A 23,167-nucleotide genomic window follows, 5' to 3' on the forward strand; every position below is an offset into this window, starting at 1 on the left:
ATCCTCACATGGAAAGGGTCGCCGAAGAGAGACAGCTAGGGCGCTTGCGCATCGCGTCGACCGGCTCAGGCGAGGCTGTCTCGATATTCAAGGCTCGCGCTTGGCCCGTACTATATCTTGTCGGGGCCAAGGCAAAGAGAGCGCCGGTGCCAACCACCATCAGGGTCTTTCAACACCGCCGCAGGCGCAGTCCGCCACGTCCCGAAGGGGATATGGCCGAAATCGCCCATTTCCTTGATCAGATCGTGAATGACGATACCGCCTAGAGCAGCAACTGGCCTTCCGCGATCCTCACCGCATGCCCGCCAAGCCGGGCCTTGGTCAGCTTGCGATTTTCGATATCCATCTCCAGACGGAGTGCGGAAGGCCGACCCATCTCCACGCCCTGTTCGATCAGAACGACGTGCGGGCCGTCATGCGGCGTGTCGAACTGCATGACCACGCCAGCGAACGCCGCAGCAGCGGCACCCGTTGCCGGATCCTCCGCAATGCCGAAACCGGGCGCGAAAAGACGGGAATGAAAAGCCGCGTCGTGGCGAACCGTATCGCGCGTATAAAGATAAACTTCGCCGAACCCTGTCCGCTTCGAAAAGGCCGGCCAGGTATCATTGTTGGTGCTCGCCCGACCGATAGCCTCCAGCCCGTCGACAGGCACGCACAAGAACGGCACGCCGGCGGAATGGAGCGTCGGCACATGGTTCTCGAACCCGATCTCGGCAGGTGCGAGGCCAAGCGCGTCGGCGATCTCGTCCTTTTTCAGATTCAGCTCCGCGGCGACCGGCAGCTTCGGCAGGTCGAACTCGGCGAAATGCGTTCCGCCATCGTCCTTGACGACGCAGCGAACCAGCCCGATCCCCTCCTCCAGCGTCACGATCCGTCCATCGCCGGCAAGACCGCCACGCCGTTCCACGATTGCAATGGCAGCGCCGACGGTCGGATGGCCGGCAAAGGGCAGTTCCGCCTTCGGAGTGAATATGCGCGCGCCCCTACTATGAGCCTCGTTCTCCGGCGATGTGAGGAAGATCGTTTCCGACAGATTGAACTCACCGGCAATGGCCGCCATCTGGCCATCGTCGAGACCGTCGGCATCGAACACCACGGCCAACGGATTGCCCTCCAGCGGGGTGGCGGTAAAAACGTCGTAAATGGCGTAGTCTCGGGTCACGGTCGTTCTCCATCTATCTCATCGCCGAGCCCCGCCGCCTGTTCGAAGTGGAAGCGAACGAACGGAGCCATATGGGCCGGCGCATTGGTCGGCAGATCGTCTAAGCTGCGCAGAACGACCGCCGAAGCAAGCTCCGGCTGTGTCTGGGTCGCAATATGGTCCTGGACGAAGGCTTCCATTTCATTGGAGGAGAACGGCATGGCGAAGCGCTGAAAGAGGCAGCTCGCACCGTCCGTTCCACCCCAGAACCAAAGCGCCGGCTCGCGCTTGCCCCGTTTGAGATCGATGCCGGTTTCCTCGGCGACTTCGCGCAGCATATTGCCCTGAACATCAATAGCGCCATCGTGGACATCGTCGGCATCAAACGAACCAGCTGCGAAATAGACCCTCCCCGCATTGAGCGTCGCTTCGCCCATACGCACAGCCAGAAGAGTTCCGTCCGACAGAACCGGAACGGCATGGGCGAAGAGATGCTCGATCCCCTCCTCCCGTCGTGCGAGCCAATGCAGAAAGGTCGCGTAGCGGCCAATGTGGAACGCGCCTCGCAACACCCCATCCGCGGAAAGGGCCAAACGTTCCATCAAACAGAAACGGCCATCGAACAGGGAGGGCGTCGCCGCCTTGCGGCGCTTCCATTCCGCTTCGATTCCAACTCGGTGACGCAGTTCATAGGGGTGCGACCCCTCGATTTGCCTCAGTTCGATGCGCTCGAGCGGAACGATGGTTTCCCGCGGCAGATCGAATTTGGCGCGATGGTCGTTATCGTTCCGATCGGTCATATCGACAGTTCCATCACGATCGGGCAGTGGTCGGAGGCTTTGGGCCGATCCCAGCCGGTTCTCGGAAAGCGTTCCACGATCTGGCTCGGTGGCATGATCGTCCGCCATGGCTGTCCCCGTCGCTCGATCCGGGGCACGGCGTCGGGGTTTGCGTCTGCCAGTTTGGGCGACAGGAGAATGTAGTCGAGCTGGCAGAGATGGCGTTTGCCGGGTCCGCGGCTATGGAACAGCGTCCATCGCCCCATCGGATCCAACTTCTCTGACGGATCGATGGCGAAACCGTCATCCAGCAGAATATTCAGGCTGGAATCGTCTTCTTTCGAATGTTCGAAACGGTAATCATCGTCGAATTCACCATGGACGAGAATGCGCTCGCGATAATCATTGAAATCGCCGCAGATCGCCCAGCGCATCCTGTCCGGACGATCATCGAATTTCTCAGTCAGGATCTGCCGTGTCGCGGCCAGTTCGGCTCGACGCATCGGCATGGTCCACTGCCGCCCGGGAATATCGGGATCGCGCGAGGGGCCCATGCTTTTCAGGTGAAGAGCGACGAGCGTGAACGGCCGTCCGCCGACGGCCATGTCCACAACCATGCAGTCGCGCCGAAAAAGTTTCTGGCCGCCATCGATACCGATTGCCATCAACTCGTCCGACTGAAGGCCGAAATCGGCGACGGTCCTGAAGGCATGGGTTTGAATGTCGCGAATTTCAATCCGTTCGCCATCGCGTGTTTCGTCTCGTGCGAGCACGGCGATATCGATCCCCCGTCCGTCATTTCCTTGGCTGAGATGGCGCTGCCGGTAGCCATGTCCGATCATCCGGTAGAGATAGTGGCGCTCGAAGGCGTCGAGCGCGCCCTCGTTCTCAACTTCCTGCAGACAGATCACATCGGCGCGCAAAGCCGTCATGGCGAGGGCGGACAATTGGCGTGTGTCGTCCGTTGTCGCGATCGCCCGCGCCGCTTCCAGCGCCTCATATTGCCGCTGATCGTCGATTCGGTAGAGCGAAAGCGCCCGGTCCTGCCGCAGCGCGTTGCGAAATCCCGCAAAATCGAAGCGGTTCATCAGGTTTTCGATGTTGAAGGTGGCAAGCCGCAATCCCATCGAAGCAATGTGAAGCCCGCCACAATCCTTGTAAACATGGAACGTTCGGACCAAACGGCCCATGCCCTGTTAAATGGCGTTCGCGATCAGTCGTCCAAGTCGCGCCATGCCCTCTTCGATCATTTCATCACCGGCGCAGGAGAAGGACAGACGGATCGTATTGGCGCCCGAGCCGTCGGCGAAGAACGCCTGGCCGGGAACGAAGGCGACCTTCTCGGTCTCGAGCGATTTCTCCAGAAGCGCTGCGCCGTCCAGCCCCTTCGGCAGGGTTACCCAGACGAACATGCCGCCTTCCGGCTCGGTCCAGCTGACGCCGTCCGGCATGTTCTTCTTCAACTCGGCCAGCAGTTTGTCGCGGCGGGCCGAATAGACCGAGCCGATCTTTTCGACCTGCTCGTCGAAAACCGTGCGCGCAATGTGGTCGATGACCATCTGGTTGATCGTCGACGTATGAAGATCGCCGGCCTGCTTGATGATGACCAGCCGGTCCAGAATCTGGCGCGAGCCGCAGACCCAGCCGATCCGAAGACCCGGCGCCAGCGTCTTGGAAAAGCTGCCGCAATAGATCGTCCGGCAAGCCTCGATATCGCCACCGCGCTGTTCCTGTTCGATGGCAAGAATGGGCGGGATCGCCGTACCATCGTAACGCAGCGCCTGATAGGCCCCGTCCTCGATAATCGGAATGTCCAGCTCGTCGGCCATCTCGATGAGCCGCTCGCGCATCTCTCGGCTGTAGGTCTGCCCGGTCGGATTACCGAAATCGGCGGAGAGATAGGCGAATTTGACGGAGCCGCCTGCGTCTTCCGCATCTTTCGCGATTTCGGCAGAACTGCGATTGCCCATCGGGTCGAGACGGTCGAAACGCGGCTCATAGGCATTGAAGGCCTGCAGTGCGCCAAGATAGGTAGGCCAGGTCACGAGCGCGGTGTCGTTCGGCGACAGATAGAGCTTGGCGATGAAGTCTAGCGCCTGCTGGCTACCGGAGGTGATCATCACATTCTCAAGCTCGCACGTGACACCGAGGCTCGCCATATACTCGACGATCCATTGGCGCAGCGGCGCGTGGCCATCAGACAGCGAATATTGCAGCGATTTGCCCTGGGTTTCGCTATCGAGGGCTTTGACATAGCCCTCTTTTGCCGCATTGGCTGGAAACAGCGATTCATCGGGAATACCGCCGGCGAAGGAAATAATGTCGGGCCGCGCCAGAAGCTTCAGGAGTTCGCGGATCTCGGACGCGCGCATGCGATTTGCGCGATTGGCGAGGCGAGGCTGCGACATGATTTCCCCCATCGGTCGAACTTGGTGTCGCATGTTTCCGCCTCCCGCCGCATTATGTCAACAGCACTGACCTATTTTTCAGGCCGCAAAAAAAGGGCCGCATCCGAAGACGCGACCCCATAGCTTGCGATCCTTGGAAAGGACCAATCAGTTACGATCCTTGTCGACCAGCGCGCCGCTTTTGATCCAGGGCATCATGCCGCGCAGCTGTTCGCCCACCTTTTCGATCTGGTGCGCATCGTTGACACGGCGAATGCCCTTGAAGCGGGCCGCGCCGGAATGCCATTCCTGCATCCAGTCCGAAGTGAACTTGCCGGTCTGGATATCCTTCAGCACCCGGCCCATCTCGGCCTTGGTCTCTTCGGTGATGATCCGCGGGCCGGTGACATACTCGCCCCACTCGGCGGTGTTCGAGATGGAGTAGTTCATGTTGGCGATGCCGCCCTCATAGATCAGGTCGACGATCAGCTTCACTTCGTGCAGGCATTCGAAATAGGCCATTTCCGGAGCGTATCCGGCTTCGACCAGCGTTTCGAAGCCGGCGCGGATCAGTTCGACGAGGCCGCCGCACAGCACCGCCTGTTCGCCGAAGAGGTCGGTCTCGCACTCTTCCTTGAAGGTGGTCTCGATGATGCCCGACCGTCCGCCGCCGACGCCAGCGGCATAGGATAGCGCGACGTCGAGCGCATTGCCGGACGCATCCTGATCGACGGCAACCAGACACGGCACGCCGCCGCCCTTCTCATATTCGCCGCGCACCGTATGGCCGGGGCCTTTCGGCGCGATCATGATGACGTCGATTGTCTTTTTCGCCTCGATCAGACCGAAATGCACATTGAGGCCGTGCGCGAAGGCGATGGCCGATCCGTCGCGAATATTGTCGGCGATCTCATCTTTCCAGATGTCGGCCTGCAACTCGTCCGGCGTCGCCATCATAATGACGTCGCCCCAGGCGGCAGCCTCCGAAACGCTCATGACCTGAAGCCCGTCGGCTTCGACCTTCTTGGCCGTGGTCGAACCGGGGCGCAGAGCGATGCGCAGTTCGTTCGCGCCGCTATCCTTAAGGTTCATCGCATGGGCCCGGCCTTGGCTGCCATAGCCGACCACGACAACCTTCTTGTTCTTGATCAGATTGAGATCGGCATCGGCATCGTAATAAACGCGCATTATGTGTCCTTTCCTGAGGCTTGTTGTATGTTTCAGTGCGCCGGACGGCCGCTTCCGACCGCTTCTCCGGTGTTCGGTCTTCCACCCTCTTCGGTTCCGAAAAGAGCGAGAAACTGATCGGCCGCGCGCTTGGCGTCGGCGGCGATTTTCTGATTGTCGGGCAACGGCCCCTCGCCGAGAAGAAGCCGGATTTGCACGTCCCGGCCGACAAGGCCGAGAAAGGTGCGGAACACCTCTTCCGTATCGTCGAAGGCGAGCAGCCCGGTCGCTCTGCCTGCATCGAGAAGTGGCTTCAGCCGGTCGGCGACCGCCATGCGGCCATTGGCCAGCACGATGGTGCCGAGGCGGCTCTTGCCGGACCCGGCCTGCCCGACCGCGACGCGATTGAGCGCGATGGATGTCGGCGACGAAATCACGGACAACCAGTTCGCTGCAAAATTTTCCAGATGGCTCCGCAGGCGGTCGCCGTCTAGCGGACCGCCTGAGTAATCGCCGGCATGAACGCGCGACGCCTGCCATCGGACCGTCGCCGTCAGCAAGCCGTCACGGTCGCCGAACCATTTGTAGAGCGTTTCCTTGGAGCAACTTGCCGCTCGGGCGACGCGGGCCAGCGAAAATCCGTCGCCCTCATCGACCATCAATTGAAGAACGACTTCCAGCACCTCCTGCTGGCGGCTGGTGAAATCGTCTTTAATGGCAGTAGCGGACGTCATGGAGGCGATGTACCGTACGGTACGGTACACCGTCAACAGATGTTTTCATCTGGCGAGGTCGCTGTGCCCCGAGCGGTTCGGATCGACGAGGGCGGAGAGCCTTGTCAGCGCCCGCACTGATGCATCTGCTGATTGTAGGACAGGGCCATCTTCGTGGCCTTCTGCGCTGTTCGGGCAAGACCCGCATTGCCGTGATATTTGCCGCGCCGATAGCCGGAATGACCGAGATAGTAGTTGAGGTAGAGATTATAGGTATCGTTCAACGCGACGCCGTTCTTCTCATGGGCCAGGCGATGGTGCCAGCCGACGAAGTCCACCGCATCGTCGAAATCGCTGCGTTTGGCGCCCCAATTGCCCGTTTCCTTTCGGTAGCGGTCCCATGTGCCGTCGAGCGCCTGCGCATAGCCGAACGCGCTCGAAGGACGCTTACCGGGAATGAAGCCAAGAATCTTCTTGCGCGGCGGTTTGGCCTTGCCATCGAAACCTGATTCCACGCGGATCGTCGCCAGCAGCACCGAGCGCGGCACGCCCCAGCGCCGTTCCGCCTTGTAGGCCGATTTGGACCAGTCGGTGAAGAAACCGTCCGTCTGTTCGAAGACAGCGCAAATATTATTGATGCGTTTTGGCGGCGTGGCGCAGCCGGCCAGAACCAGAATAGGAATGAGAAACAGAACGGGACGCATGACAAACCTCGTGCAGACGCACGAGTTAAAGGCTGAAAATCATAAAATTTTATGCGTAATGGAATTAACCATGGTCGCACTTCGGCACTGTGATGATCCACCTCGGCTGGGCGCAGGTCCCGCCCCGCCCAAACCTAGAGCAGATCGTCCATATCGGGCGCGAGCGGTGGCGGATTGTCGACGATCAGCCGGCCTTTCGGCGCTTTACCATCGTCGCGGTCGTTCCGGTTCTCCGCCATGATCCGTTTGTCGGCCTTACTCTGAACGTCACGGCTTTTCGTATTTCGTGCCATTCGCAAGAAACGGCAGGGACGCGCCGCGAGGTTTCGTATCCCACGCTATTGAACGGATTTATGGTAAAGGGAACGTTAAGGTCGCTCGGTATTGGCATGGCCAAGCGCCGCCAAAAAGCGGTTCACGGTGCCGGCCATACCGTGTTCGAGCGCATCGGCCGTCAGGCCATGACCGATCGACACTTCGGCGAGGTCGGGGATCGCGGCGACGAGCGGCGGCAGATTGGCGACCGTCAGATCGTGGCCTGCATTGACGCCGAGCCCTCTTTCGCGCGCCAGCGAGGCCGTTCTGCCAAGCAGTTCTGCCTGCCGCATTTGGGCCTGCGCGTCATCGAACGTTCCGCCATAAGGCCCCGTATAAAACTCCACCCGGTCGGCGCCAATCTCGGCTGCGGCGTCGAGCTGGCGTTCGTCCGCATCGGGATCGCAAAAATGGCTGACCCGAAAACCGTTGACTTTCAGGCGCTTGGTCACCGCTTTCAGATTCTCTTTGTGAGCGGCGAAATCCCAGCCATGGTCGGAGGTCGCCTGCGCCGGATCGTCCGGCACAAGCGTCACCTGATCGGGCCGGTTCTCCTCGCACAGCCGAAGAAACTCTTCGGTCGGGTAGCCTTCCATATTGAACTCGCCGCCACGAAATTCCTCGTCCAGCAAGGCGCGAATCGGCGCCAGATCGGAGAACTGGATATGCCGCTGATCTGGCCGCGGATGAACGGTCAGGCCATGCGCGCCCGCCACCATCGCGATCCGCCCGAGCCCGGTCACGCTCGGCCATGGCAGATCGCGGCGGTTGCGAAGCATCGCGACAGCGTTGAGATTGACGGACAGGGCAGCGGGCATGACGCTCTTTCCTCGGATTTCGGGAACGGAACCATAGCGGCCTGCCGCGCAACGGCAATCGTCTGTCATGTCACAGTGGCATGTTCGGCAAAGTGTGAAGACGACAACGGCGCCGGGTACGGCCTGCGCGTTTCGCAGCGGAACCCTAGCCGCACATGGACAGGCGGATTGAACTTAGCGGCAGCAATACAAACATGAAAGACCGATATGGCGCGCAAACCGCCCTGCCCTTTTCAGCTTGGAGCATGTCCCATGGCTATCACAATCGAAACGCTCGCCCCCGGTGTCTGTCACCTGACAATCGACGGGCGGATCGAGAAATCCGATATCAGAATGGCGATGGCGGCCATCACTGCCGCCAAGGATGAAAGCGAGCGCATCAACATACTCGTCGACGTCCGGGGTTTCGCCGGGTTCGAGATGGCTGCCCTCATTGAGGATCTCCGACAGGGCTTCCGCGAACTGCGCGATCTGTCCCGCTATGATCGCGTCGCGGTGGTGACCGAAAAGAGCTGGATGGAATGGGCCGCCAAAACCGAAGGCGCGCTTCTGCCGGGCGTGTCCGTCCGCACCTTCCGCTCAGAAGAGATGGATCGGGCGCGCCGCTATGTTCTGGGCGAGGCCATCGAGGAGAAGGAGGACGCCGCCCCCGCCCTCCATCTCGTCCAGACCGACCGGCCCGACGCTATGGCGTTCTCCGTATCGGGGCGGCTGACCAAGTCCGACATCAGGGCGTTCAGCCAGCTTCTGGAAGAAAAGCTGCGCGACTATAAGGAAATCGACGTTTTGGTGCGGCTTGAAGAGAAAATGCCGAGTTTCGATCCGGCCGTCCTGTTCAGCGGCAATAGCTGGGCAACCAAATTCAGCGCATGGCGTCATCTACGCCGGTACGCTCTCGTCGGCGCACCCCAGATGCTGGGCGGCGCAACCGATTTCCTTGGCGCGATGATGCCATTCGAGGTGCGGACTTTCCCGGCGGGCCGCGAAGACGACGCATGGCAGTGGATCGGCGCCTCGCCGGTAGCGCCGCCTCCGCATGGAGCGACCGGAGCAGAAACCGGCGCACCGCCTGCATAGGCCGTCCCTGAATCGCGTTCGTCAGTCCGATCGGACGGTGAATGCGATTGACAGGCGGACGATTTACGGAAAGCTGGGATCATAGTCCCAAACGCCCAACCGGAGACCCCACCATGTTCTCGCGACTTTTCACGCTTCTGATCGTTTTTGCACTCGGAACGCTGTTCGGCTGGCTGGTGCTGCCCGGCATGGTGTCGGAAAGAGAGGTTGCCGCCACCCAGAATCAGATCGAATCGGGTCAGGAAACGCTGGAAAACCGCTTCGATGAATTGCAGGCGACCGTTCAGTCGCTAGCCGAACGCGTCGGCGAGGGCGCGCGCAATCTTGGCGGCGATGCGGCCGATGCAATCCAGAATCTGCAGGGCGATGCGCAGGAGGCCGGCACCGAAGTGCGCGAACAGTCCGAAACCGTGACGACCAATGCCCGCGAGGAGCTTGAGCAGGCCAAGTCGGAAATTGCCGAAAGGCTGGATGCGCTGGAGCGGGCGATTCGCGGCGAACCGGACCCTGCCGAGACACCTGCGGAAGCGGAACCGGCCACCGAAGCCGCGCCGCAGGAAAGCGAAACGAACCAGTAGTCCGACCCGCAAGCCCGGAAACGCTTACTTGACGATGGTGAGCGTTTCCGCCGCCCGCGTGACGGCGGTGTAGAGCCAGCGTTCGCGATTGTCGCGAAAGGCGTAGCTCTCGTCGAAGAGGACCACATTGTCCCACTGGCTGCCCTGCGCTTTGTGAACGGTCAGCGCATAGCCATAGTCGAAATCGTCGTAGCGCCGCTTGAGCTGCCAGGCGATTTCGGTTTCCGGCTCCTCGAACGCCGCCTTCAGCAGCTTGATCTTGGCAAGGCCGCGTTCGGCGTCTTCTTCCTCCGGGCTGACCAGTAGATTGATACCCGGCTTCACCGTCTCGCGGCTGGACGAGACCACCGTCCAGAGCGAGCCGTTCAGAAGCCCCTTGGTCGGGTCGTTTCTCAAGCAGACCAGCTTGTCGCCGGATTGCGGTGTCGCCCCTTCGAAGCCCTTCAACTGCCGCAGCCGTCCATTGTAGCGCCGCCGCGTCCGGTTCGTGCCGACCAGCACCTGATCGGCCGCCAGCACCATCTCCTGGTCCACATCGTTCTTGGATATGACCTGCGCGGTGCCGTAATCGCCATGCATCAGCGCCTTGCCTTCGCGTACATCCATGGCCAGCCGGATGATGGGATTGTCCGCCGCTTGCCGGTGGATTTCCGTCAGCAGGAAATCCGGCTCCGCATCGGTGAAGAACCCGCCGCCCGATATTGGCGGCAACTGGCCCGGATCGCCGAGCACGAGAATGGGCGTACCGAAGCTCATGAGATCGCGGCCGAGCTCTTCATCGACCATCGAGCATTCGTCGATCACGATCAGCTTGGCCTTGGCGACCGGGCTCTGCCGGTTGAGCGAGAAGGAGGGCGAGATCCTTGTCTTGCCGGTCTCTTCATCCTCGACCGCCTCCTCGCCGCGCGGGCGATAGATCAGCGAGTGGATGGTCTTGGCGTTCCTTGCGCCGCGATGGCGCAGCACCTGAGCGGCCTTGCCGGTAAAGGCGGCGAACTGCACGTCGCCGTCGATGCCCTCCGCGAAATGGCGGGCCAGCGTCGTCTTGCCGGTGCCGGCATAGCCGAAAAGGCGGAACACCGGCCCTTTCCCGCCCTTAAGCCAATCGGCCACGGCTTTCAGGGCGGCATCCTGTTGCGGTGAGAAATCCATGGCCACTGCCGTGCCAGATCAGGTGATTCCCGGCAAGACGCTCTACTCCGCAGCCGAACGACTGTCCCCCGGAAGCGGCACCTTCGACCCGGCCACAAGCCCCTCCAGCGTCTCGCCCGCCAGCGTGGCCAGGAAGGACGAACGAGCCTCCGCCAGCAGCGACTTAAGCCGGCAGCCGGGCAAAAAGCAGCAGCCCGCCCGCTGGAAGCATTCGACGATGGCGAAGTCCGGCTCGACCGCCCGCACCACGTCGGCAACGACGATATCGCTTGCCGGTCGCGCAAGACGAATGCCGCCTCCCCGACCCCGCACTGCCACAGCGAAGCCGTTTCGGATCAGAGTCTGGGCGGTCTTCATCAGATGATTGCCCGATACATTGAAGCGCTCGGCCATCGCACTGACGGACAGATGCTCCGGATGGCACGCGGCCAGCGCCATCAGGATACGCAGCGCGTAGTCGGTCTGGACGGTCAGGCGCATGGGTTCCATTCCCAGATCGCATCGTAAAGTGGCATATGGGATATTGCTTTTCAGCGCAATGTAATACAGGTATTGTATATACCACTTTTAGGATCGCTGACCATGCATCACATCGTCAATCTGTTTCTTCTGCCCGGCGATTTCGTACGGCGGCGGCTCGGCATTTCGGTCGAAGAGGATGGTGGCATCATCCGGTCCTTCATCAATATGTGCGTATGGGGTGTTTTGTTGACCGTCCTCGTGCTCAATCTGCGGGACTGGCTTTAGGAGAGTCACGTGAGCGATCCATCCGACAACATACCCGAATTGACGGTTCGGTCTGTCAGCCGGCCGCCCGCTCCCGCCGCGCCCGGCATCGAGGCGAATGATATCTCGGTCATGGTCGACCGGTTCTACGATGCCGTACGGCATGATGAGCGGCTGGGTCCGCTCTTCGACGGAATCATCCAGGATCGCTGGCCGGTTCATCTGGAGCGAATGAAGGCGTTCTGGCGCTCGGTGCTGTTGCGAACGGGCGAATATCATGGTCGTCCCGTACCGGCGCACAACGGCATTGCCGATCTGAAGTCCAGCGATTTCGAACGCTGGATCGCGCTGTTCGATGCGACGACGAATGCGCTTTTCGAGCCGCAGGCTGCAGCTACCGTTCAAGCCGTGGCCAGACGGGTCGGGTCGAGCCTCTGGCTGGCGCGGTTCGGCTCGCCTTTCAACACGCCGCCGGAGGCGCTCAGGGGCAACGCGGCCGATCGTGGCTGAAATTTCCTGTCAGGCGGTGCCGTCCGTCTTGCCGCGCCTCTGCAATTCCGGCAGATCGGCATAGGCCGAAACCTTCTGCCGCAGGGCTTCCGTTTCCAGAACCTCGACATCGGTTTGCGATTTCAGCCAGCCGCCCATGGCGTGTGGAAGGCTGAATTCCTCGTCGGCATCGCTCAGAGCTTCGTCGAGCTCCTCGAACACCTTCTCATCGTCCGCTCCCGCCGGATCGGCGGAGAGAGCATCGGCAAGGTCGCCATCCTGCGCCAGAAGAGCCTGTAACGCCTCGACGAGACGCAGATGGCTTTCGGCCTCGACCGCTTCCAGTCCATCGACCAGCGCTTTCCAGATTTCCGGGCGGTCGATCGCCAGATGCACGAAGCGTGCAAGCCCGCCCTCGACAGCGTTTCGCCAGAAGAAGTCCACGCTCCAGCCCATGAAAGCCGGTTCGCTCAATTCTTCCGACGTGACGAACGCATCGAAGAGAAGAAAATCGCAGATCTGGGCGTTCAGTTCATGCGCCGCGGTATCGTCCTCCTGCGCCATCACCTCGTCGCTTAGCATCAGGGGAATCGAGAGGGCGGCATGGCCGCCTTCTTCGCGATCCGCAGTATCGGCGTTTGCCGGTTCCGGTTGGTCGGTGGCGGCCACATGAGGCGCTTCATCCGTGGCGCCGACGGCGTCTTGCGCCTCCGAACGACCCGGCTCCTCCGCCACGGTAGGTTCGGTATCCGCGCTCGCGTCGACTTCGTCGTCGCCATCGGCTTCGAAACCGCCGGTCACCATTTCCTCAAGCCGGCGAAGCCGTTCCTGATGCTCATCCGGTGTCATGGACGCGATCTGGTCGCCGAGACTGACCTTCTCGCTATAGGCCGGCATTGCCTCGTCCTTGTTTTCAGGAAAGGCATCCTCATGCCCCTCTCGCGCTTCACCGACCGCACGGTCTCCCAACATATCGTCGGCATCCTCGACGATGTCCGTCACGTCGGGAATCATCGAGGGCGCTTCCATTGCCACGCCGTCATCCGCCGACTCATCCGTCGGGGCGCTCTCGTGAGCCAGCCCGTCTTCCGCCGGTAATGCGTCCGTTGGATCGTTTCCGACGTCGCTCGCCTCGTCCGGCTGCACGATCGCAGCAGCATCGCCATCGATCGTTGCATGAGATTCATCAGAAACACCAACCGCTTCCGAAGCAACAATTTCTTCGGCCGGTTCGGCAACCGCCACACTCTCATCGTCGGATCGCGAGCGGGATAGCGTTTCTGCACCTTCACCGTCGGTATCGAGCGCGTCTTCGGTAACTGACGCATGATCGGAATCGGGCATGTTGGCAGGTGAACCGCCATGATCCCTCTCATTCAGAAAGGCCTGAATGTCGGCATTCGAACGGCGCAGCGTTTCCAGATGCGCTTCGATATCGCGGCCAATGTCGCGAAAGGTCGGAGCCTGCGCAAACGGGTTACTGCCCTGCGCACCAGCGTGGGCCAGGGCGGCGGACAAAGTGTCGGCTGCGGATTGAACGTCGCTCGCCGCTTTCTCCACCACGGCTGGATCGTCATCGTCTTTCTGGACGGTCTGTGTCTGCCCCTCGCCCATGGCTTCGGCAGCAGCGGATGCGACAAGTCGCTTCAGAGCGCTTTTATTGTCGTCGGGCCTGTCTGGCGCATTACCTTCCGCGCTCTTGAAGAGCCCTTTCAGGCGCGCACCCACTTCGTCCTTAGTGACTTGGGGATGAATAGACTCGTCCGTCTTCTTCTTTTTTTTCAGCAGACCATTCAGCATGACAAACCCTGACGCGGACAATGAACTGCCACCGAGTCTGTGCCTCTATGGTCAACATCCTGCTAATAGGGCGGACGGCTCTACCGAAGAGCCGCAACATGGTAAATGAACGGTTAGCAGCCGGTCATTCCAACATGCCTTCCGCGCCGCGCGAAAGGGCGACCACGCCTGTTCGGCAGACTTCGATGAGGCCCAGCGGCGCCATGATCGAGATGAACTGCTCGATCTTGGAGACCCGTCCGGTGATCTCGAAGATGAAATGCTCGGTATTGGCGTCGATCACCGTGCCGCGGAAAGCCTCGCACAGGCGCAGCGCCTCAACGCGCTTTTCGCCGGTCCCCGCAACCTTGACCAGGGCAAGCTCCCGCTCGATCGGCTTGTCGTGTCCCTTGGAGGTTGCCACGAGGTTCAGATCGACGACGCGATGAACCGGCACGATTCGCTCAAGCTGGTGGCGAATCTGCTCCAGCACATGCGGCGGCCCGCTCGTCACGATCGTGATCCGCGACAGGTGCTTCTCGTGCTCGGTCTCCGAGACGGTCAGGCTTTCGATATTGTAGCCCCGGCCGGAGAAGAGGCCGATGACTCGCGCCAGTACGCCCGGCTCATTGTCCACGAGAACCGATAGTGTCCGGCGCTCTGCGCTCTCGGTCTCCTTGGTGATGAAATAGGCCGAGGCGGGTGGTTGCAATTTGACGTTCATGATTATTCTCCGTCTCAGACCAGTCAGACCAATTGTGCGCCTTCGCGATCGATTGCCTTGGAGACAACCTCATCGCTGGCTTCGTCCGGCAACAGCATCTCGTTATGCGCCTTGCCGGACGGAATCATCGGGAAACAATTGGCCAGATTGGCCACCTCGCAGTCGAAGATCACCGGGCCGGGCGTTTCGATCATCTCCTGGATGGCATCGTCCAGATCGTCCGGCTTGGCGCAATGCAGTCCGGTGGCGCCGAACGCTTCGGCCATCTTGACGAAATCGGGCAGTGCTTCCGAATAGGAATGCGATAGTCGGTTGCCATGCAGCAATTGCTGCCACTGGCGCACCATGCCCATATAGTGATTGTTCAAGATGAAGATTTTCACTGGCAGGTCATACTGGATCGCCGTCGAAATCTCCTGCATGGTCATCTGCACGGACGCATCGCCCGCAATGTCGATGACCAGCGCATCGGGATGCGCGGCAGCGACGCCGACCGCCGCTGGCAGGCCATATCCCATCGTTCCGAGCCCGCCGGAGGTCATCCATCGGTTCGGCTCCTCGAAGCCGTAGAACTGGGCCGCCCACATCTGGTGCTGGCCGACTTCCGTAGTGATGAAGGTTTTGCGATCCTTGGTCAGCTCATACAGCCGCTGAATGGCGTATTGCGGCATGATGATATCGTCATTGGGCGAATAGGCCAGACAATCGCGCGCCTTCCAGCTTTCGATCTGTTCCAGCCAGGGTTTCAGGCGCCCCTTATCGGCGGAACCGGCCCGCCAGAGCCGAACCATATCTTCCAGCACATGGCCGCAATCGCCGATGATCGGAACATCGACATGCACGATCTTGTTGATCGAAGACGGATCGACGTCGATATGAATCTTTCGGCTATTCGGCGAGAAGGCATCCAGCCGTCCGGTGATGCGATCGTCGAACCGCGCGCCGATGCACAGCATCACGTCGCAATCGTGCATGGCCATATTGGCCTGATAGGTGCCGTGCATGCCGAGCATGCCGAGCCAACGCTCGCCGGACGCTGGATAGGCCCCGAGCCCCATCAGGGTGGAGGTGATCGGAAAATCGGTCAGCTGGACGAATTCGCGCAACAGATGCGACGCTTCCGGCCCGGAATTGATGACGCCGCCGCCCGAATAGATGACGGGCTTCTTGGCATGGCGCAGAAGTTCGATCGCTTCGCGCACCGTATCTGAACGGCTGCGGATGGACGGCTGATAGCTCGTGCGCCGTTTTGCCGCACTCGGCGGTATATAGGTGCCGGTCGCAAACTGAACGTCCTTCGGAATGTCGACGAGCACCGGTCCCGGCCGGCCTGTCGTCGCAATGCGAAACGCCTCGTGCATGATCTCCGGCAGTTCGTCGACATTGCGCACCAGCCAGTTGTGCTTGGTACAAGGCCGCGTCACGCCGACCGTATCGCATTCCTGGAATGCGTCCGAGCCGATAACGGCAGTGGGAACCTGGCCGGATATGCAGACGAGTGGGATGGAATCCATCAGCGCGTCCTGCAACGGCGTCACCGCATTGGTCGCACCCGGCCCGGAGGTCACCAGCATGACGCCGCACCGCCCGGTGGATCGGGCATAGCCCTCGGCCATATGACCTGCGCCCTGTTCGTGGCGGACCAGGATGTGGCGGACGGTCTCCTGCTGGAAAATCTCGTCATAGATGGGAAGGACGGCGCCGCCCGGATAACCGAAAATATCCGTGACCCCATTATCGATCAGCGCCTGCACCACCATTTCGGCGCCTGTCATCTGCCGCGCGCCTGCTTCCCGTCGTCCGTTTCCTTCGGCCATCGTCCCGTTGTCCTGTCTGTCCCGCCCAATGCGGCGGTTTGTCCCAACTCATGTCGTGAAGGCAATAAAAAAGGCCCTTTCGGGCCTGATTTTCCGCGCATGGGTGGCAAATGCCGGGCGGCTACGCCACCCTGCCCATGCGCGGTCCTACGAGTACGATACGAATAGAAATCATGACCCGCATCAAGCATGAGCAATGCCTCCCGTCAAGAGATGCCGGCCATCGGACGATTGGAGTGCAGGCAGCTAGCCGGCTGTTAACAGGATTTTGGCAACGGCGTTCTTATAGTCTGCGAGCCCGGCGAAGACCCGCCGCTAGATTTGGGACGAAGATGGATAAACCGTCGACACATTTTCCGGCCGCTACAGGCGAGCGCCTCAAGGCAGATGGTCGCCGCGAGAATGGTTTTCTCGATGACAACGGCAAGTTCGTCAAACGCAACCGAGCCGAAGGTTACGTGATCCAGTGCGACGGCAACAACGCTATCATCATGGCGAAAGGTGGCGGCGATGCAGCCGGCTCCGACGATTACTGGGCGGTCGGCCAGATGATCTCGGTTCGAGTCAACGAGAACCGCATTGTCGGCTTCGTCTATAAGGTCGATACGGTCGCCGAGGCCTGGGACCCCAAGGCCATCAACCAGCTACGTGTGGTTATCGAAATCGTCGGCGAAGTCCGCCAGACCGAGAACGGTGCCCCGGTCTTTTCGCGCGGCGTGACTACCTATCCCTATATGGGCGCTGTCGCCCACCGCATCCGGGCCATCGATCTAGAGGCCATGTACACCTCCGAGAACGGCGGTTTGGCCATCGGCACGCTCTCCCAGGACGAGCGCGTCTCCGCGACCATCGATGTCGAGAAACTGCTATCCCGCCATTTCGCGGTCGTCGGCTCCACGGGCGTCGGAAAGTCGACGGCAATCGCTTTGCTCTTGCGAAAGATCGTCGAAATCAGACCCCAGCTGCGCGCACTGGTTCTCGACCCGCATAATGAATTTGCTGCCGCCTTTGGCGACAAGGCGCTGACCATCGATGCCAACCAGCTCGACCTGCCCTACTGGATGTTCCGCTTCGAGGAGTTCATCGAGGTGATCTATCGTGGCCGCCCTGCACCGGTGGACGAACGCGACGCGCTGCAGGATCTCATCCCCCTCGCCAAGCAGCGCTATGAATCGGGCGGACGGCCCGAGGCCAGCGTACTGGTCCGCAACCAGCAGGAGATATCAAACCACACGGCCGATACGCCCGTGCCATACCGAATGCAGGATCTGCTTGCGCTGATCGACGAACGGATCGGCCAGTTGGAAGGCAAGGAGGACCGCCCCCATCTTCGGGCCATCCGCAACCGGCTTAGAACCCTTCTGTTCGACAACCGGTTTCAGTTCATGTTCGGACGCAACGCCGTTTCCGACTGTATGCAGGCTACTCTTGCCAAAGTGTTCCGCCTGCCGATCGACGGCAAGCCGATTTGCGTCTTCGAAATGAGCAATCTGCCGAGCGAAGTCGTCAACGCCGTCGTGTCGGTGCTTTGTCGGATCGCGTTCGAACTGGCGACATCGTCCGATGGTTCCATCGAAACCCTCGTCCTTTGCGAAGAAGCCCATCGCTATATTCCGGCCGACAAAAGCGCCGGTTTCCTGCCGACGAGACTCGCCATTTCGCGGATCGCCAAGGAAGGCCGTAAATATGGCGTGCACCTCGGTATCGTGACCCAACGACCCGGCGAACTGGACCAGACTATCCTGTCGCAATGCTCGACCATCTTCGCCATGCGGCTGGCCAATGAATACGATCAGGAGATCATTCGGCGAGCATCCGTTGGCGCAGCCAAATCGACGCTCTCATTTCTGTCGTCGATCGCAAATCGCGAATGCATCGCTTTTGGCGAAGCGTTTCAGACGCCCATGCGGATGCAGTTCGAAAACCTGCCTGGCGAACACTTGCCCGGCGCTCATATCTACGAACAGCGTGACGCTATCGCGAACGGCAAAAAAGCGCCCAATCTCGGCAAGGTTATCGCGCGTTTGCGAACGGAGGGTGCAGCCGAGGACGGAAATGGCAAGGTTTCCTGGTCCGCCCCAGCGCGTGAAACCGAAGGGCAGGATCGAGGCGCCGATCCCGGCGGGCAGGACATGCTCAGCCGCGTGCGCGCCCGGGTGCTGCTGGCGGATGGCGACGCCAATGACGAAGGGGCGGACAACGCTCAATTGCAGACGAATGCAGACGCATCGAAGAAGGCGCATAGACCCGTCGTTCCGTCGGGCCCCTCCGCGCAGTCGCCCAAACCTGAGCCCAGGGCGGCGAACGACAAACAGAGAACCAGTCGGTTCGATCTGTCCGACCGTTCAGCGGCTGGGCGTACGACCAATAATGATCTGATGAAGCAATTCCGGCCGAAGCGCTGACCTTTGCTCAGGCGCAGACGCGGTTCCGGCCCTCGCGCTTGGCCTGGTAGAGCATACGGTCCGCCCGCCGATACAACTCTTCCGCCGTCTCATCGCCGTTCCATACAGCGACGCCGACGGATGTCGTCACGCGCAGATGCACATTGTCCGTTAGAATATCGATCGTTGCGATGGCCTTGCGCAGCCGGTCGGCGAAACCAGGCAACCCTGACGCACCCATATTGGGCGTGACGACAGCAAATTCCTCGCCGCCAAGCCGTGCGACGACATCGTGATAGCGCGTGAAATCCTTCAGGACCTTGGCGACCGCTTTCAAAACTTCGTCGCCAACATCATGGCCGTGCGTGTCATTGACGGTCTTGAAGTGATCCAGATCGAGGATCATCAGACCGATCGGCCGCTTAATCCGGCCGAACTCTTCCATGTATTCGCGCAGGGCATCGTCGAAATAGCGGCGATTCTGCATGCCGGTCAGGCCATCGGTCAGCGCCACATGCTCCAGCGTCTCACTGCGTTCGGAAAGATTCGCCGTCATCTTCCGCAGCTTGTGTTCCTCTCGGGCATGGGAGCGCAGGAGCGGATAAATGTAGAGCGTGCCGAAAAGGAGCGCAGCGCCCTGAATGACCAGCGCGCCATGAGTGAACGCGCGCAGACCATAATTGGACGACAATTCATCCGATACATAAAGTGCGAACGCCAGCAGCCCACTCGCCATCAAAAGGGCAAACGTGAACGCAAAAAAGGCCAGTTCGGATTTGTGAAAACGCATTGAGCCGGCGATCCTCGTTGTTCCGGCAGCATAATGAAACCGCCCTAAACATCTCTTAAGCGGCGCACTGTTCCCCAAGGTAACTGGTCACGCGATTAGGCGATATAAACAGGCGGTTGGCATCTGTCGAGCCGCTCCCATTCGGGGCCGAGTTGATTTCGGAACCAGGTGGTTTGGCGCTTGGCGTATTGCCGCGTGGCATTAATCGATTGAACGATGGCCTCACCCTTTTCGATCTGCCCATCCAGCATGGCAGCGATCTGCGCGACGCCGATTGCCCTCATGGCCGGCAGCGAACGATCCAGTTTCAAGGACAGGAGGTGCCGGACTTCGTCGACAGCCGGCCCCGCCATCATCGTTTCGAAGCGCTCGGCGATACGCATCCGCAACTCACCGCGATCCGGTACCAATAGCAGGCGTCGCGTTTTCTCAAGGTCGACAAGCGGCATACTGCCCTTTCCCTGATGCTCGGTGAGCGGAACGCCGGATGCCTCAAAAACCTCAAGGGCCCGGAGAATGCGCTGCGCATCGTTTTTGCCGATCGCGGCGGCAGCGGACGGATCGCATTGCGCAAGCTCGGCATGAAGCGCTTCCGATCCTTCGCTCTGCCAGCGTGCGCGAAGATTCTGGCGGATGATGTCTGGAACGGGTGGCATGGTGGAAAGCCCACCTTCCAGGGCCCGGAAATAGAGCCCCGTGCCGCCCACAATAATCACGGAGCGGTCTGCAAGCGGGCCGGCCAGCAATACCTCCACATCGCGAGACCACTGGCCAACGGAATAGGCGTCAGCGGGAGAAACATGGCCGAACAGATGATGCGGTGCGGCAGCGAGTTCCGATGCGCTTGGGCGTGCCGTCAGCCGGTCGAGCACGTCATAGACCTGCATGGAGTCCGCATTGATGATGACCGCGCCCGTCTTCACTGCCATTTCGACGGCCAGCGCCGTCTTGCCGCTTGCCGTCGGCCCAGCTATCAGAGTAGCCGCGCCGTGAGCCCTCTTTCCACCTGTCATCGAAGCCGAGATCCTTTCCATGCCGCTTGTCGCAACGCTGATCGCCGCGCCGGGTTCGGCCGCTTTGACCGCCGATGTCCTCCAGCAGGTCGAAGAGGCGATGTCAGCCAAGGCCAGCATTCTGGCCAACACGGAAGCCTGCGACCTTACCCTACCCGCCGAAAGTCGGGCGCAGGATGCCGACCGGCAGCTGCGTGGCCTCCTATCCGACAGACCCGTCGATGTCGTGGTGCAGGACGATGCCGTTCGGCGCAAGGCCATACTCATTGCGGACATGGATTCCACGATGATCCAGCAGGAATGCATCGATGAATTGGCGGATATGGTTGGCATGAAGGATCGCGTGGCGGCCATCACCGCCCGCGCCATGAACGGCGAGATCGCCTTCGAACCGGCGCTTCGAGAGCGCGTCGCACTACTGAAAGGCCTTCCCGTTTCCGTGATCGACGACGTGATCCGCACGCGGATCACCTTGATGCCCGGCGGCCGCGAGCTGGTCGCCACCATGCGGGCCAATGGTGGCTATTGCGCACTTGTCTCCGGTGGTTTCACGGCCTTTACCAGCCGCGTTGCCGCATTGCTCGGCTTCGATGAAAATCGCGCCAATCGTCTCGTCGAGCACGAAGGAAAACTGGCTGGTGAAGTGGTCGAACCGATCCTTGGCAAAGAAGCCAAGGTGAGCGCGTTGCAGGAGGTATCGCACGCAAAGGGCGTCACGCCGGGCGACGCTATTGCTGTCGGGGATGGGGCCAATGATCTTGGCATGATCGAAATTGCCGGATCGGGCGTAGCGTTGCATGCCAAGCCGACCGTCGCCGAAAAGGCGCGGTTCCGTATCGATCACGGCAATCTGACAGCCCTTCTCTACATGCAAGGCTACCGAGAGACCGATTTCGTCAGCTAGATAAGCGCTATTTGATCGGCAGCGTTTCGATAAAGGTCTCGCCATCGGGACGTGAGAGCAGCAAAAACGCGTTCTGCCGACCGTTCTCCTTCAAGGCCTGCAACCGTTCCGAGGCCTCCTCCGGCGAGGCGACCAGCTCCTGAGCGATGGCGATAACGATCATGCCGGCCTCCAGTCCACGCTCTTCGGCTTCCGATCCGGTTTCGACGGACGCGATAAGAACGCCGTTCACATCGTCCGATATGGCGTATTGCGCGCGGGCCGCCCGGTCGATCTCAGCCAGTTCGACGCCGCTCAGGCTGACGCCGCTTTCGTCGTTCGTTTCGGGCGGCTCCTGATCGGTCCCGGACTCGTCTGCAGCCTCATTTTCGGCTGCGTCGGCATCTTCGAGACGGCCAAGCGTGACTTCAACCGTAACCTCTTCGCCCTTCCGGATAACGATGACCTCAACGGACTTCCCCACAGCCGTATCGGCAACGATGCGCGGCAGATCACGCGATTGCTTTACCTTGCGGCCATCAAATTCGGTAATGATGTCGCCTGGAAGAATCTCTCCATTGTCGACCGGACCAGGCTCGATAATGGCCGCAACAAGCGCCCCCTCCGTGCTGTCCAGATCGAGGCTTTCGGCGATGGATTCTGTCACCGGTTCGATCCGCACGCCAAGCCAGCCACGTCGGGTCTCGCCATAATTAATAAGCTGGCTCACCACACCGCGGGCCAGATCGGACGGGACGGAAAATCCGATACCGATCGACCCGCCCGAGGGCGATATGATCGCCGTATTGATGCCGATCACTTCGCCGAACATGTTGAAGAGCGGACCGCCGGAATTGCCCCGATTGATGGCCGCATCCGTCTGGATGAAATCGTCATAGGGCCCGGCCTCGATATCGCGGTTGACGGCGGAGACGATGCCCACCGTCAGCGTGCTGCCCAGACCGAAGGGATTACCGATCGCCATAACCCAGTCACCGATCCGCATCTCTTCGGATGGACCGAATTTAACGTCCGTCAGCCGTTCGTCCGTTTCATCCAATTGTAGAACAGCCAGATCGGTTTTCTCGTCGGTACCGCGCAAGGTCGCGCCGATACGCGTGCCGTCCGGGAAAACCGCGGTAATGTCCCCTCCGCCCTCGATAACGTGATTGTTCGTCACGACATAGCGGTTCTCCGCATCGATCACGAAGCCGGAGCCGAGCGAACTGGCAGGAAGCGGAGGGCCATCCTCCGACCGCTTGTTGAAGAAGTCCTCAAAATACTCCTTGAACGGGGAGTCCTCCGGCAAATCGGGTGGCGCAATCTCACCGCGGTCGGATCGATCAGGTTGCTGCGTCAACGAGATGTTCACAACAGCCGGTAGCAGCTTTTCTGCCAGATCGGCCACCGATTCCGGTCCTCCCGACAACCCACCCTGTCGAGACGCCGTAAGGTTCAAACCCGTTTCGCTCTCCGGCGCTGGCACCAGATCGAGTTCCGGAGGCGCGGGCGGCAGATCGACTTCTGGCGTCGGTTCCACGGGTGTAGCCGGACTATCGGGCTGGGACGGAGCGATCTGGCCCTGGGGAAGCTCTGGTCGGCTATCCTGCGCAAAAGCCGGAAGTGCGATAATCAACGAAGTGCCAAGAAGTGTCCGGACGATCGTTCCCGGAAAAGGCAGGCGGCGTTTCGACATTACGAACTCCCATCCGATACGCATATGCAGCA

At 60.7% G+C, this 23,167-nt stretch carries 23 protein-coding genes; 6 read left to right on the forward strand and 17 right to left on the reverse strand.

Going from position 1 to position 23,167, the window contains the following annotated elements; all coding sequences use genetic code 11:
* Window positions 1-262: 262 nt before the first annotated feature.
* From B7H23_RS09430 to B7H23_RS09465, 9 genes are all read right to left on the reverse strand, one after another.
* Window positions 263-1,165, reverse strand: coding sequence for a PhzF family phenazine biosynthesis protein (locus B7H23_RS09430; RefSeq protein WP_094077182.1), 903 nt, complete (start codon window positions 1,163-1,165; stop codon window positions 263-265).
* A complete protein-coding gene (locus tag B7H23_RS09435; RefSeq protein WP_094077183.1) occupies window positions 1,162-1,944 on the reverse strand; it encodes a hypothetical protein in 783 nt (260 codons plus the stop codon). The genes B7H23_RS09430 and B7H23_RS09435 overlap by 4 nt, the downstream gene beginning before the upstream one ends.
* Window positions 1,941-3,050 carry an endonuclease/exonuclease/phosphatase family protein gene (locus B7H23_RS09440; RefSeq protein ID WP_094077699.1) on the reverse strand — a complete coding sequence of 370 codons (1,110 nt, stop codon included), beginning with the start codon at window positions 3,048-3,050 and terminating at the stop codon, window positions 1,941-1,943. Before B7H23_RS09440 ends, B7H23_RS09435 begins: the two co-directional genes overlap by 4 nt.
* A 69-nt stretch (window positions 3,051-3,119) precedes the next feature.
* Complete coding sequence (locus B7H23_RS09445; RefSeq protein ID WP_094077700.1) at window positions 3,120-4,331, reverse strand: aminotransferase-like domain-containing protein; 1,212 nt, start codon at window positions 4,329-4,331, stop codon at window positions 3,120-3,122.
* A 147-nt stretch (window positions 4,332-4,478) separates the two neighbouring features.
* Complete coding sequence (gene ilvC, locus B7H23_RS09450) at window positions 4,479-5,498, reverse strand: ketol-acid reductoisomerase (RefSeq protein WP_094077184.1); 1,020 nt, start codon at window positions 5,496-5,498, stop codon at window positions 4,479-4,481.
* A 32-nt stretch (window positions 5,499-5,530) separates the two neighbouring features.
* Window positions 5,531-6,211 carry a TetR/AcrR family transcriptional regulator C-terminal domain-containing protein gene (locus B7H23_RS09455; RefSeq protein WP_094077185.1) on the reverse strand — a complete coding sequence of 227 codons (681 nt, stop codon included), beginning with the start codon at window positions 6,209-6,211 and terminating at the stop codon, window positions 5,531-5,533.
* A 104-nt stretch (window positions 6,212-6,315) separates the two neighbouring features.
* Complete coding sequence (locus B7H23_RS09460) at window positions 6,316-6,894, reverse strand: transglycosylase SLT domain-containing protein (RefSeq protein WP_094077186.1); 579 nt, start codon at window positions 6,892-6,894, stop codon at window positions 6,316-6,318.
* Between the two features lie 134 nt (window positions 6,895-7,028).
* Window positions 7,029-7,187: a hypothetical protein gene (locus B7H23_RS16030; RefSeq protein ID WP_158215804.1), complete on the reverse strand. Its 159-nt coding sequence runs from the start codon at window positions 7,185-7,187 to the stop codon at window positions 7,029-7,031.
* Window positions 7,188-7,262: 75 nt separating this feature from the next.
* Entirely contained in the window at window positions 7,263-8,027 is a 765-nt protein-coding gene (locus B7H23_RS09465) for a pyridoxine 5'-phosphate synthase (protein WP_094077701.1), read from the reverse strand.
* Window positions 8,028-8,279: 252 nt separating this feature from the next.
* Here B7H23_RS09465 and B7H23_RS09470 point away from each other — a divergent pair, with 252 nt between their 5' ends.
* A complete protein-coding gene (locus tag B7H23_RS09470) occupies window positions 8,280-9,104 on the forward strand; it encodes a SpoIIAA family protein (RefSeq protein ID WP_158215805.1) in 825 nt (274 codons plus the stop codon).
* A gap of 113 nt (window positions 9,105-9,217) precedes the next feature.
* Window positions 9,218-9,682 carry a hypothetical protein gene (locus tag B7H23_RS09475; protein WP_094077188.1) on the forward strand — a complete coding sequence of 155 codons (465 nt, stop codon included), beginning with the start codon at window positions 9,218-9,220 and terminating at the stop codon, window positions 9,680-9,682.
* A 24-nt stretch (window positions 9,683-9,706) separates the two neighbouring features.
* On the opposite strand, the gene B7H23_RS09480 is transcribed toward B7H23_RS09475, so the two are convergent.
* The gene (locus B7H23_RS09480; protein WP_094077189.1) at window positions 9,707-10,834 is read right to left on the reverse strand and encodes an ATP-dependent DNA helicase; all 1,128 of its coding nucleotides are present in this window, start codon (window positions 10,832-10,834) and stop codon (window positions 9,707-9,709) included.
* A 42-nt stretch (window positions 10,835-10,876) separates the two neighbouring features.
* A complete protein-coding gene (locus tag B7H23_RS09485; RefSeq protein WP_240535043.1) occupies window positions 10,877-11,323 on the reverse strand; it encodes an RrF2 family transcriptional regulator in 447 nt (148 codons plus the stop codon).
* Between the two features lie 93 nt (window positions 11,324-11,416).
* On the opposite strand from B7H23_RS09485, the gene B7H23_RS16100 reads away from it, so the two are divergent.
* Both B7H23_RS16100 and B7H23_RS09490 read left to right on the forward strand, forming a co-directional pair.
* The gene (locus tag B7H23_RS16100; protein WP_173861901.1) at window positions 11,417-11,581 is read left to right on the forward strand and encodes a hypothetical protein; all 165 of its coding nucleotides are present in this window, start codon (window positions 11,417-11,419) and stop codon (window positions 11,579-11,581) included.
* A gap of 9 nt (window positions 11,582-11,590) precedes the next feature.
* Window positions 11,591-12,070: a group III truncated hemoglobin gene (locus tag B7H23_RS09490; protein WP_205320142.1), complete on the forward strand. Its 480-nt coding sequence runs from the start codon at window positions 11,591-11,593 to the stop codon at window positions 12,068-12,070.
* Window positions 12,071-12,079: 9 nt separating this feature from the next.
* Here B7H23_RS09490 and B7H23_RS09495 read toward each other — a convergent pair whose 3' ends face one another.
* The 3 genes from B7H23_RS09495 to B7H23_RS09505 all read right to left on the reverse strand — a co-directional run bounded on the left by B7H23_RS09495 (window position 12,080) and on the right by B7H23_RS09505 (window position 16,369).
* Window positions 12,080-13,777 (reverse strand): DMP19 family protein, encoded by a 1,698-nt coding sequence (locus tag B7H23_RS09495; protein ID WP_143534752.1) that lies wholly within the window; start codon window positions 13,775-13,777, stop codon window positions 12,080-12,082.
* Window positions 13,778-13,973: 196 nt separating this feature from the next.
* The gene (ilvN, locus tag B7H23_RS09500; protein ID WP_094077191.1) at window positions 13,974-14,552 is read right to left on the reverse strand and encodes an acetolactate synthase small subunit; all 579 of its coding nucleotides are present in this window, start codon (window positions 14,550-14,552) and stop codon (window positions 13,974-13,976) included.
* A gap of 23 nt (window positions 14,553-14,575) precedes the next feature.
* Window positions 14,576-16,369: an acetolactate synthase 3 large subunit gene (locus B7H23_RS09505; protein ID WP_276294270.1), complete on the reverse strand. Its 1,794-nt coding sequence runs from the start codon at window positions 16,367-16,369 to the stop codon at window positions 14,576-14,578.
* Between the two features lie 332 nt (window positions 16,370-16,701).
* Here B7H23_RS09505 and B7H23_RS09510 point away from each other — a divergent pair, with 332 nt between their 5' ends.
* Window positions 16,702-18,774: an ATP-binding protein gene (locus tag B7H23_RS09510; RefSeq protein WP_158215806.1), complete on the forward strand. Its 2,073-nt coding sequence runs from the start codon at window positions 16,702-16,704 to the stop codon at window positions 18,772-18,774.
* 7 nt (window positions 18,775-18,781) lie between these two features.
* Here the strand turns inward: B7H23_RS09510 and B7H23_RS09515 are convergent, their stop codons facing one another.
* A complete protein-coding gene (locus B7H23_RS09515) occupies window positions 18,782-19,543 on the reverse strand; it encodes a GGDEF domain-containing protein (protein ID WP_094077193.1) in 762 nt (253 codons plus the stop codon).
* A gap of 95 nt (window positions 19,544-19,638) precedes the next feature.
* Window positions 19,639-20,556 carry a tRNA (adenosine(37)-N6)-dimethylallyltransferase MiaA gene (gene miaA / locus B7H23_RS09520; RefSeq protein WP_094077705.1) on the reverse strand — a complete coding sequence of 306 codons (918 nt, stop codon included), beginning with the start codon at window positions 20,554-20,556 and terminating at the stop codon, window positions 19,639-19,641.
* Window positions 20,557-20,575: 19 nt separating this feature from the next.
* On the opposite strand from miaA, the gene serB reads away from it, so the two are divergent.
* A complete protein-coding gene (serB, locus tag B7H23_RS09525; RefSeq protein ID WP_094077194.1) occupies window positions 20,576-21,460 on the forward strand; it encodes a phosphoserine phosphatase SerB in 885 nt (294 codons plus the stop codon).
* A gap of 7 nt (window positions 21,461-21,467) precedes the next feature.
* Here the strand turns inward: serB and B7H23_RS09530 are convergent, their stop codons facing one another.
* The gene (locus B7H23_RS09530) at window positions 21,468-23,135 is read right to left on the reverse strand and encodes a Do family serine endopeptidase (RefSeq protein WP_094077706.1); all 1,668 of its coding nucleotides are present in this window, start codon (window positions 23,133-23,135) and stop codon (window positions 21,468-21,470) included.
* Window positions 23,136-23,167: the final 32 nt, after the last annotated feature.

The sequence above is a fragment of the Notoacmeibacter marinus genome, from assembly GCF_002238045.1.
GTDB classification, from domain to species: Bacteria; Pseudomonadota; Alphaproteobacteria; order Rhizobiales; family Rhizobiaceae; genus Notoacmeibacter; species Notoacmeibacter marinus.

Bases quoted from the DNA above. Each gene is read 5' to 3' on its own strand.
- B7H23_RS09435 (WP_094077183.1), bottom strand. From the start codon at position 1,944: ATGACCGATCGGAACGATAACGACCATCGCGCCAAATTCGATCTGCCG.
- B7H23_RS09440 (WP_094077699.1), bottom strand. From the start codon at position 3,050: ATGGGATTGCGGCTTGCCACCTTCAACATCGAAAACCTGATGAACCGC.
- B7H23_RS09445 (WP_094077700.1), bottom strand. From the start codon at position 4,331: ATGTCGCAGCCTCGCCTCGCCAATCGCGCAAATCGCATGCGCGCGTCC.
- ilvC (WP_094077184.1), bottom strand. From the start codon at position 5,498: ATGCGCGTTTATTACGATGCCGATGCCGATCTCAATCTGATCAAGAAC.
- B7H23_RS09455 (WP_094077185.1), bottom strand. From the start codon at position 6,211: ATGACGTCCGCTACTGCCATTAAAGACGATTTCACCAGCCGCCAGCAG.
- B7H23_RS09460 (WP_094077186.1), bottom strand. From the start codon at position 6,894: ATGCGTCCCGTTCTGTTTCTCATTCCTATTCTGGTTCTGGCCGGCTGC.
- B7H23_RS16030 (WP_158215804.1), bottom strand. From the start codon at position 7,187: ATGGCACGAAATACGAAAAGCCGTGACGTTCAGAGTAAGGCCGACAAA.
- B7H23_RS09465 (WP_094077701.1), bottom strand. From the start codon at position 8,027: ATGCCCGCTGCCCTGTCCGTCAATCTCAACGCTGTCGCGATGCTTCGC.
- B7H23_RS09470 (WP_158215805.1), top strand. From the start codon at position 8,280: ATGGCTATCACAATCGAAACGCTCGCCCCCGGTGTCTGTCACCTGACA.
- B7H23_RS09475 (WP_094077188.1), top strand. From the start codon at position 9,218: ATGTTCTCGCGACTTTTCACGCTTCTGATCGTTTTTGCACTCGGAACG.
- B7H23_RS09480 (WP_094077189.1), bottom strand. From the start codon at position 10,834: ATGGATTTCTCACCGCAACAGGATGCCGCCCTGAAAGCCGTGGCCGAT.
- B7H23_RS09485 (WP_240535043.1), bottom strand. From the start codon at position 11,323: ATGGAACCCATGCGCCTGACCGTCCAGACCGACTACGCGCTGCGTATC.
- B7H23_RS16100 (WP_173861901.1), top strand. From the start codon at position 11,417: ATGCATCACATCGTCAATCTGTTTCTTCTGCCCGGCGATTTCGTACGG.
- ilvN (WP_094077191.1), bottom strand. From the start codon at position 14,552: ATGAACGTCAAATTGCAACCACCCGCCTCGGCCTATTTCATCACCAAG.
- B7H23_RS09505 (WP_276294270.1), bottom strand. From the start codon at position 16,369: ATGGCCGAAGGAAACGGACGACGGGAAGCAGGCGCGCGGCAGATGACA.
- B7H23_RS09510 (WP_158215806.1), top strand. From the start codon at position 16,702: ATGGATAAACCGTCGACACATTTTCCGGCCGCTACAGGCGAGCGCCTC.
- B7H23_RS09515 (WP_094077193.1), bottom strand. From the start codon at position 19,543: ATGCGTTTTCACAAATCCGAACTGGCCTTTTTTGCGTTCACGTTTGCC.
- miaA (WP_094077705.1), bottom strand. From the start codon at position 20,556: ATGACAGGTGGAAAGAGGGCTCACGGCGCGGCTACTCTGATAGCTGGG.
- serB (WP_094077194.1), top strand. From the start codon at position 20,576: ATGCCGCTTGTCGCAACGCTGATCGCCGCGCCGGGTTCGGCCGCTTTG.
- B7H23_RS09530 (WP_094077706.1), bottom strand. From the start codon at position 23,135: ATGTCGAAACGCCGCCTGCCTTTTCCGGGAACGATCGTCCGGACACTT.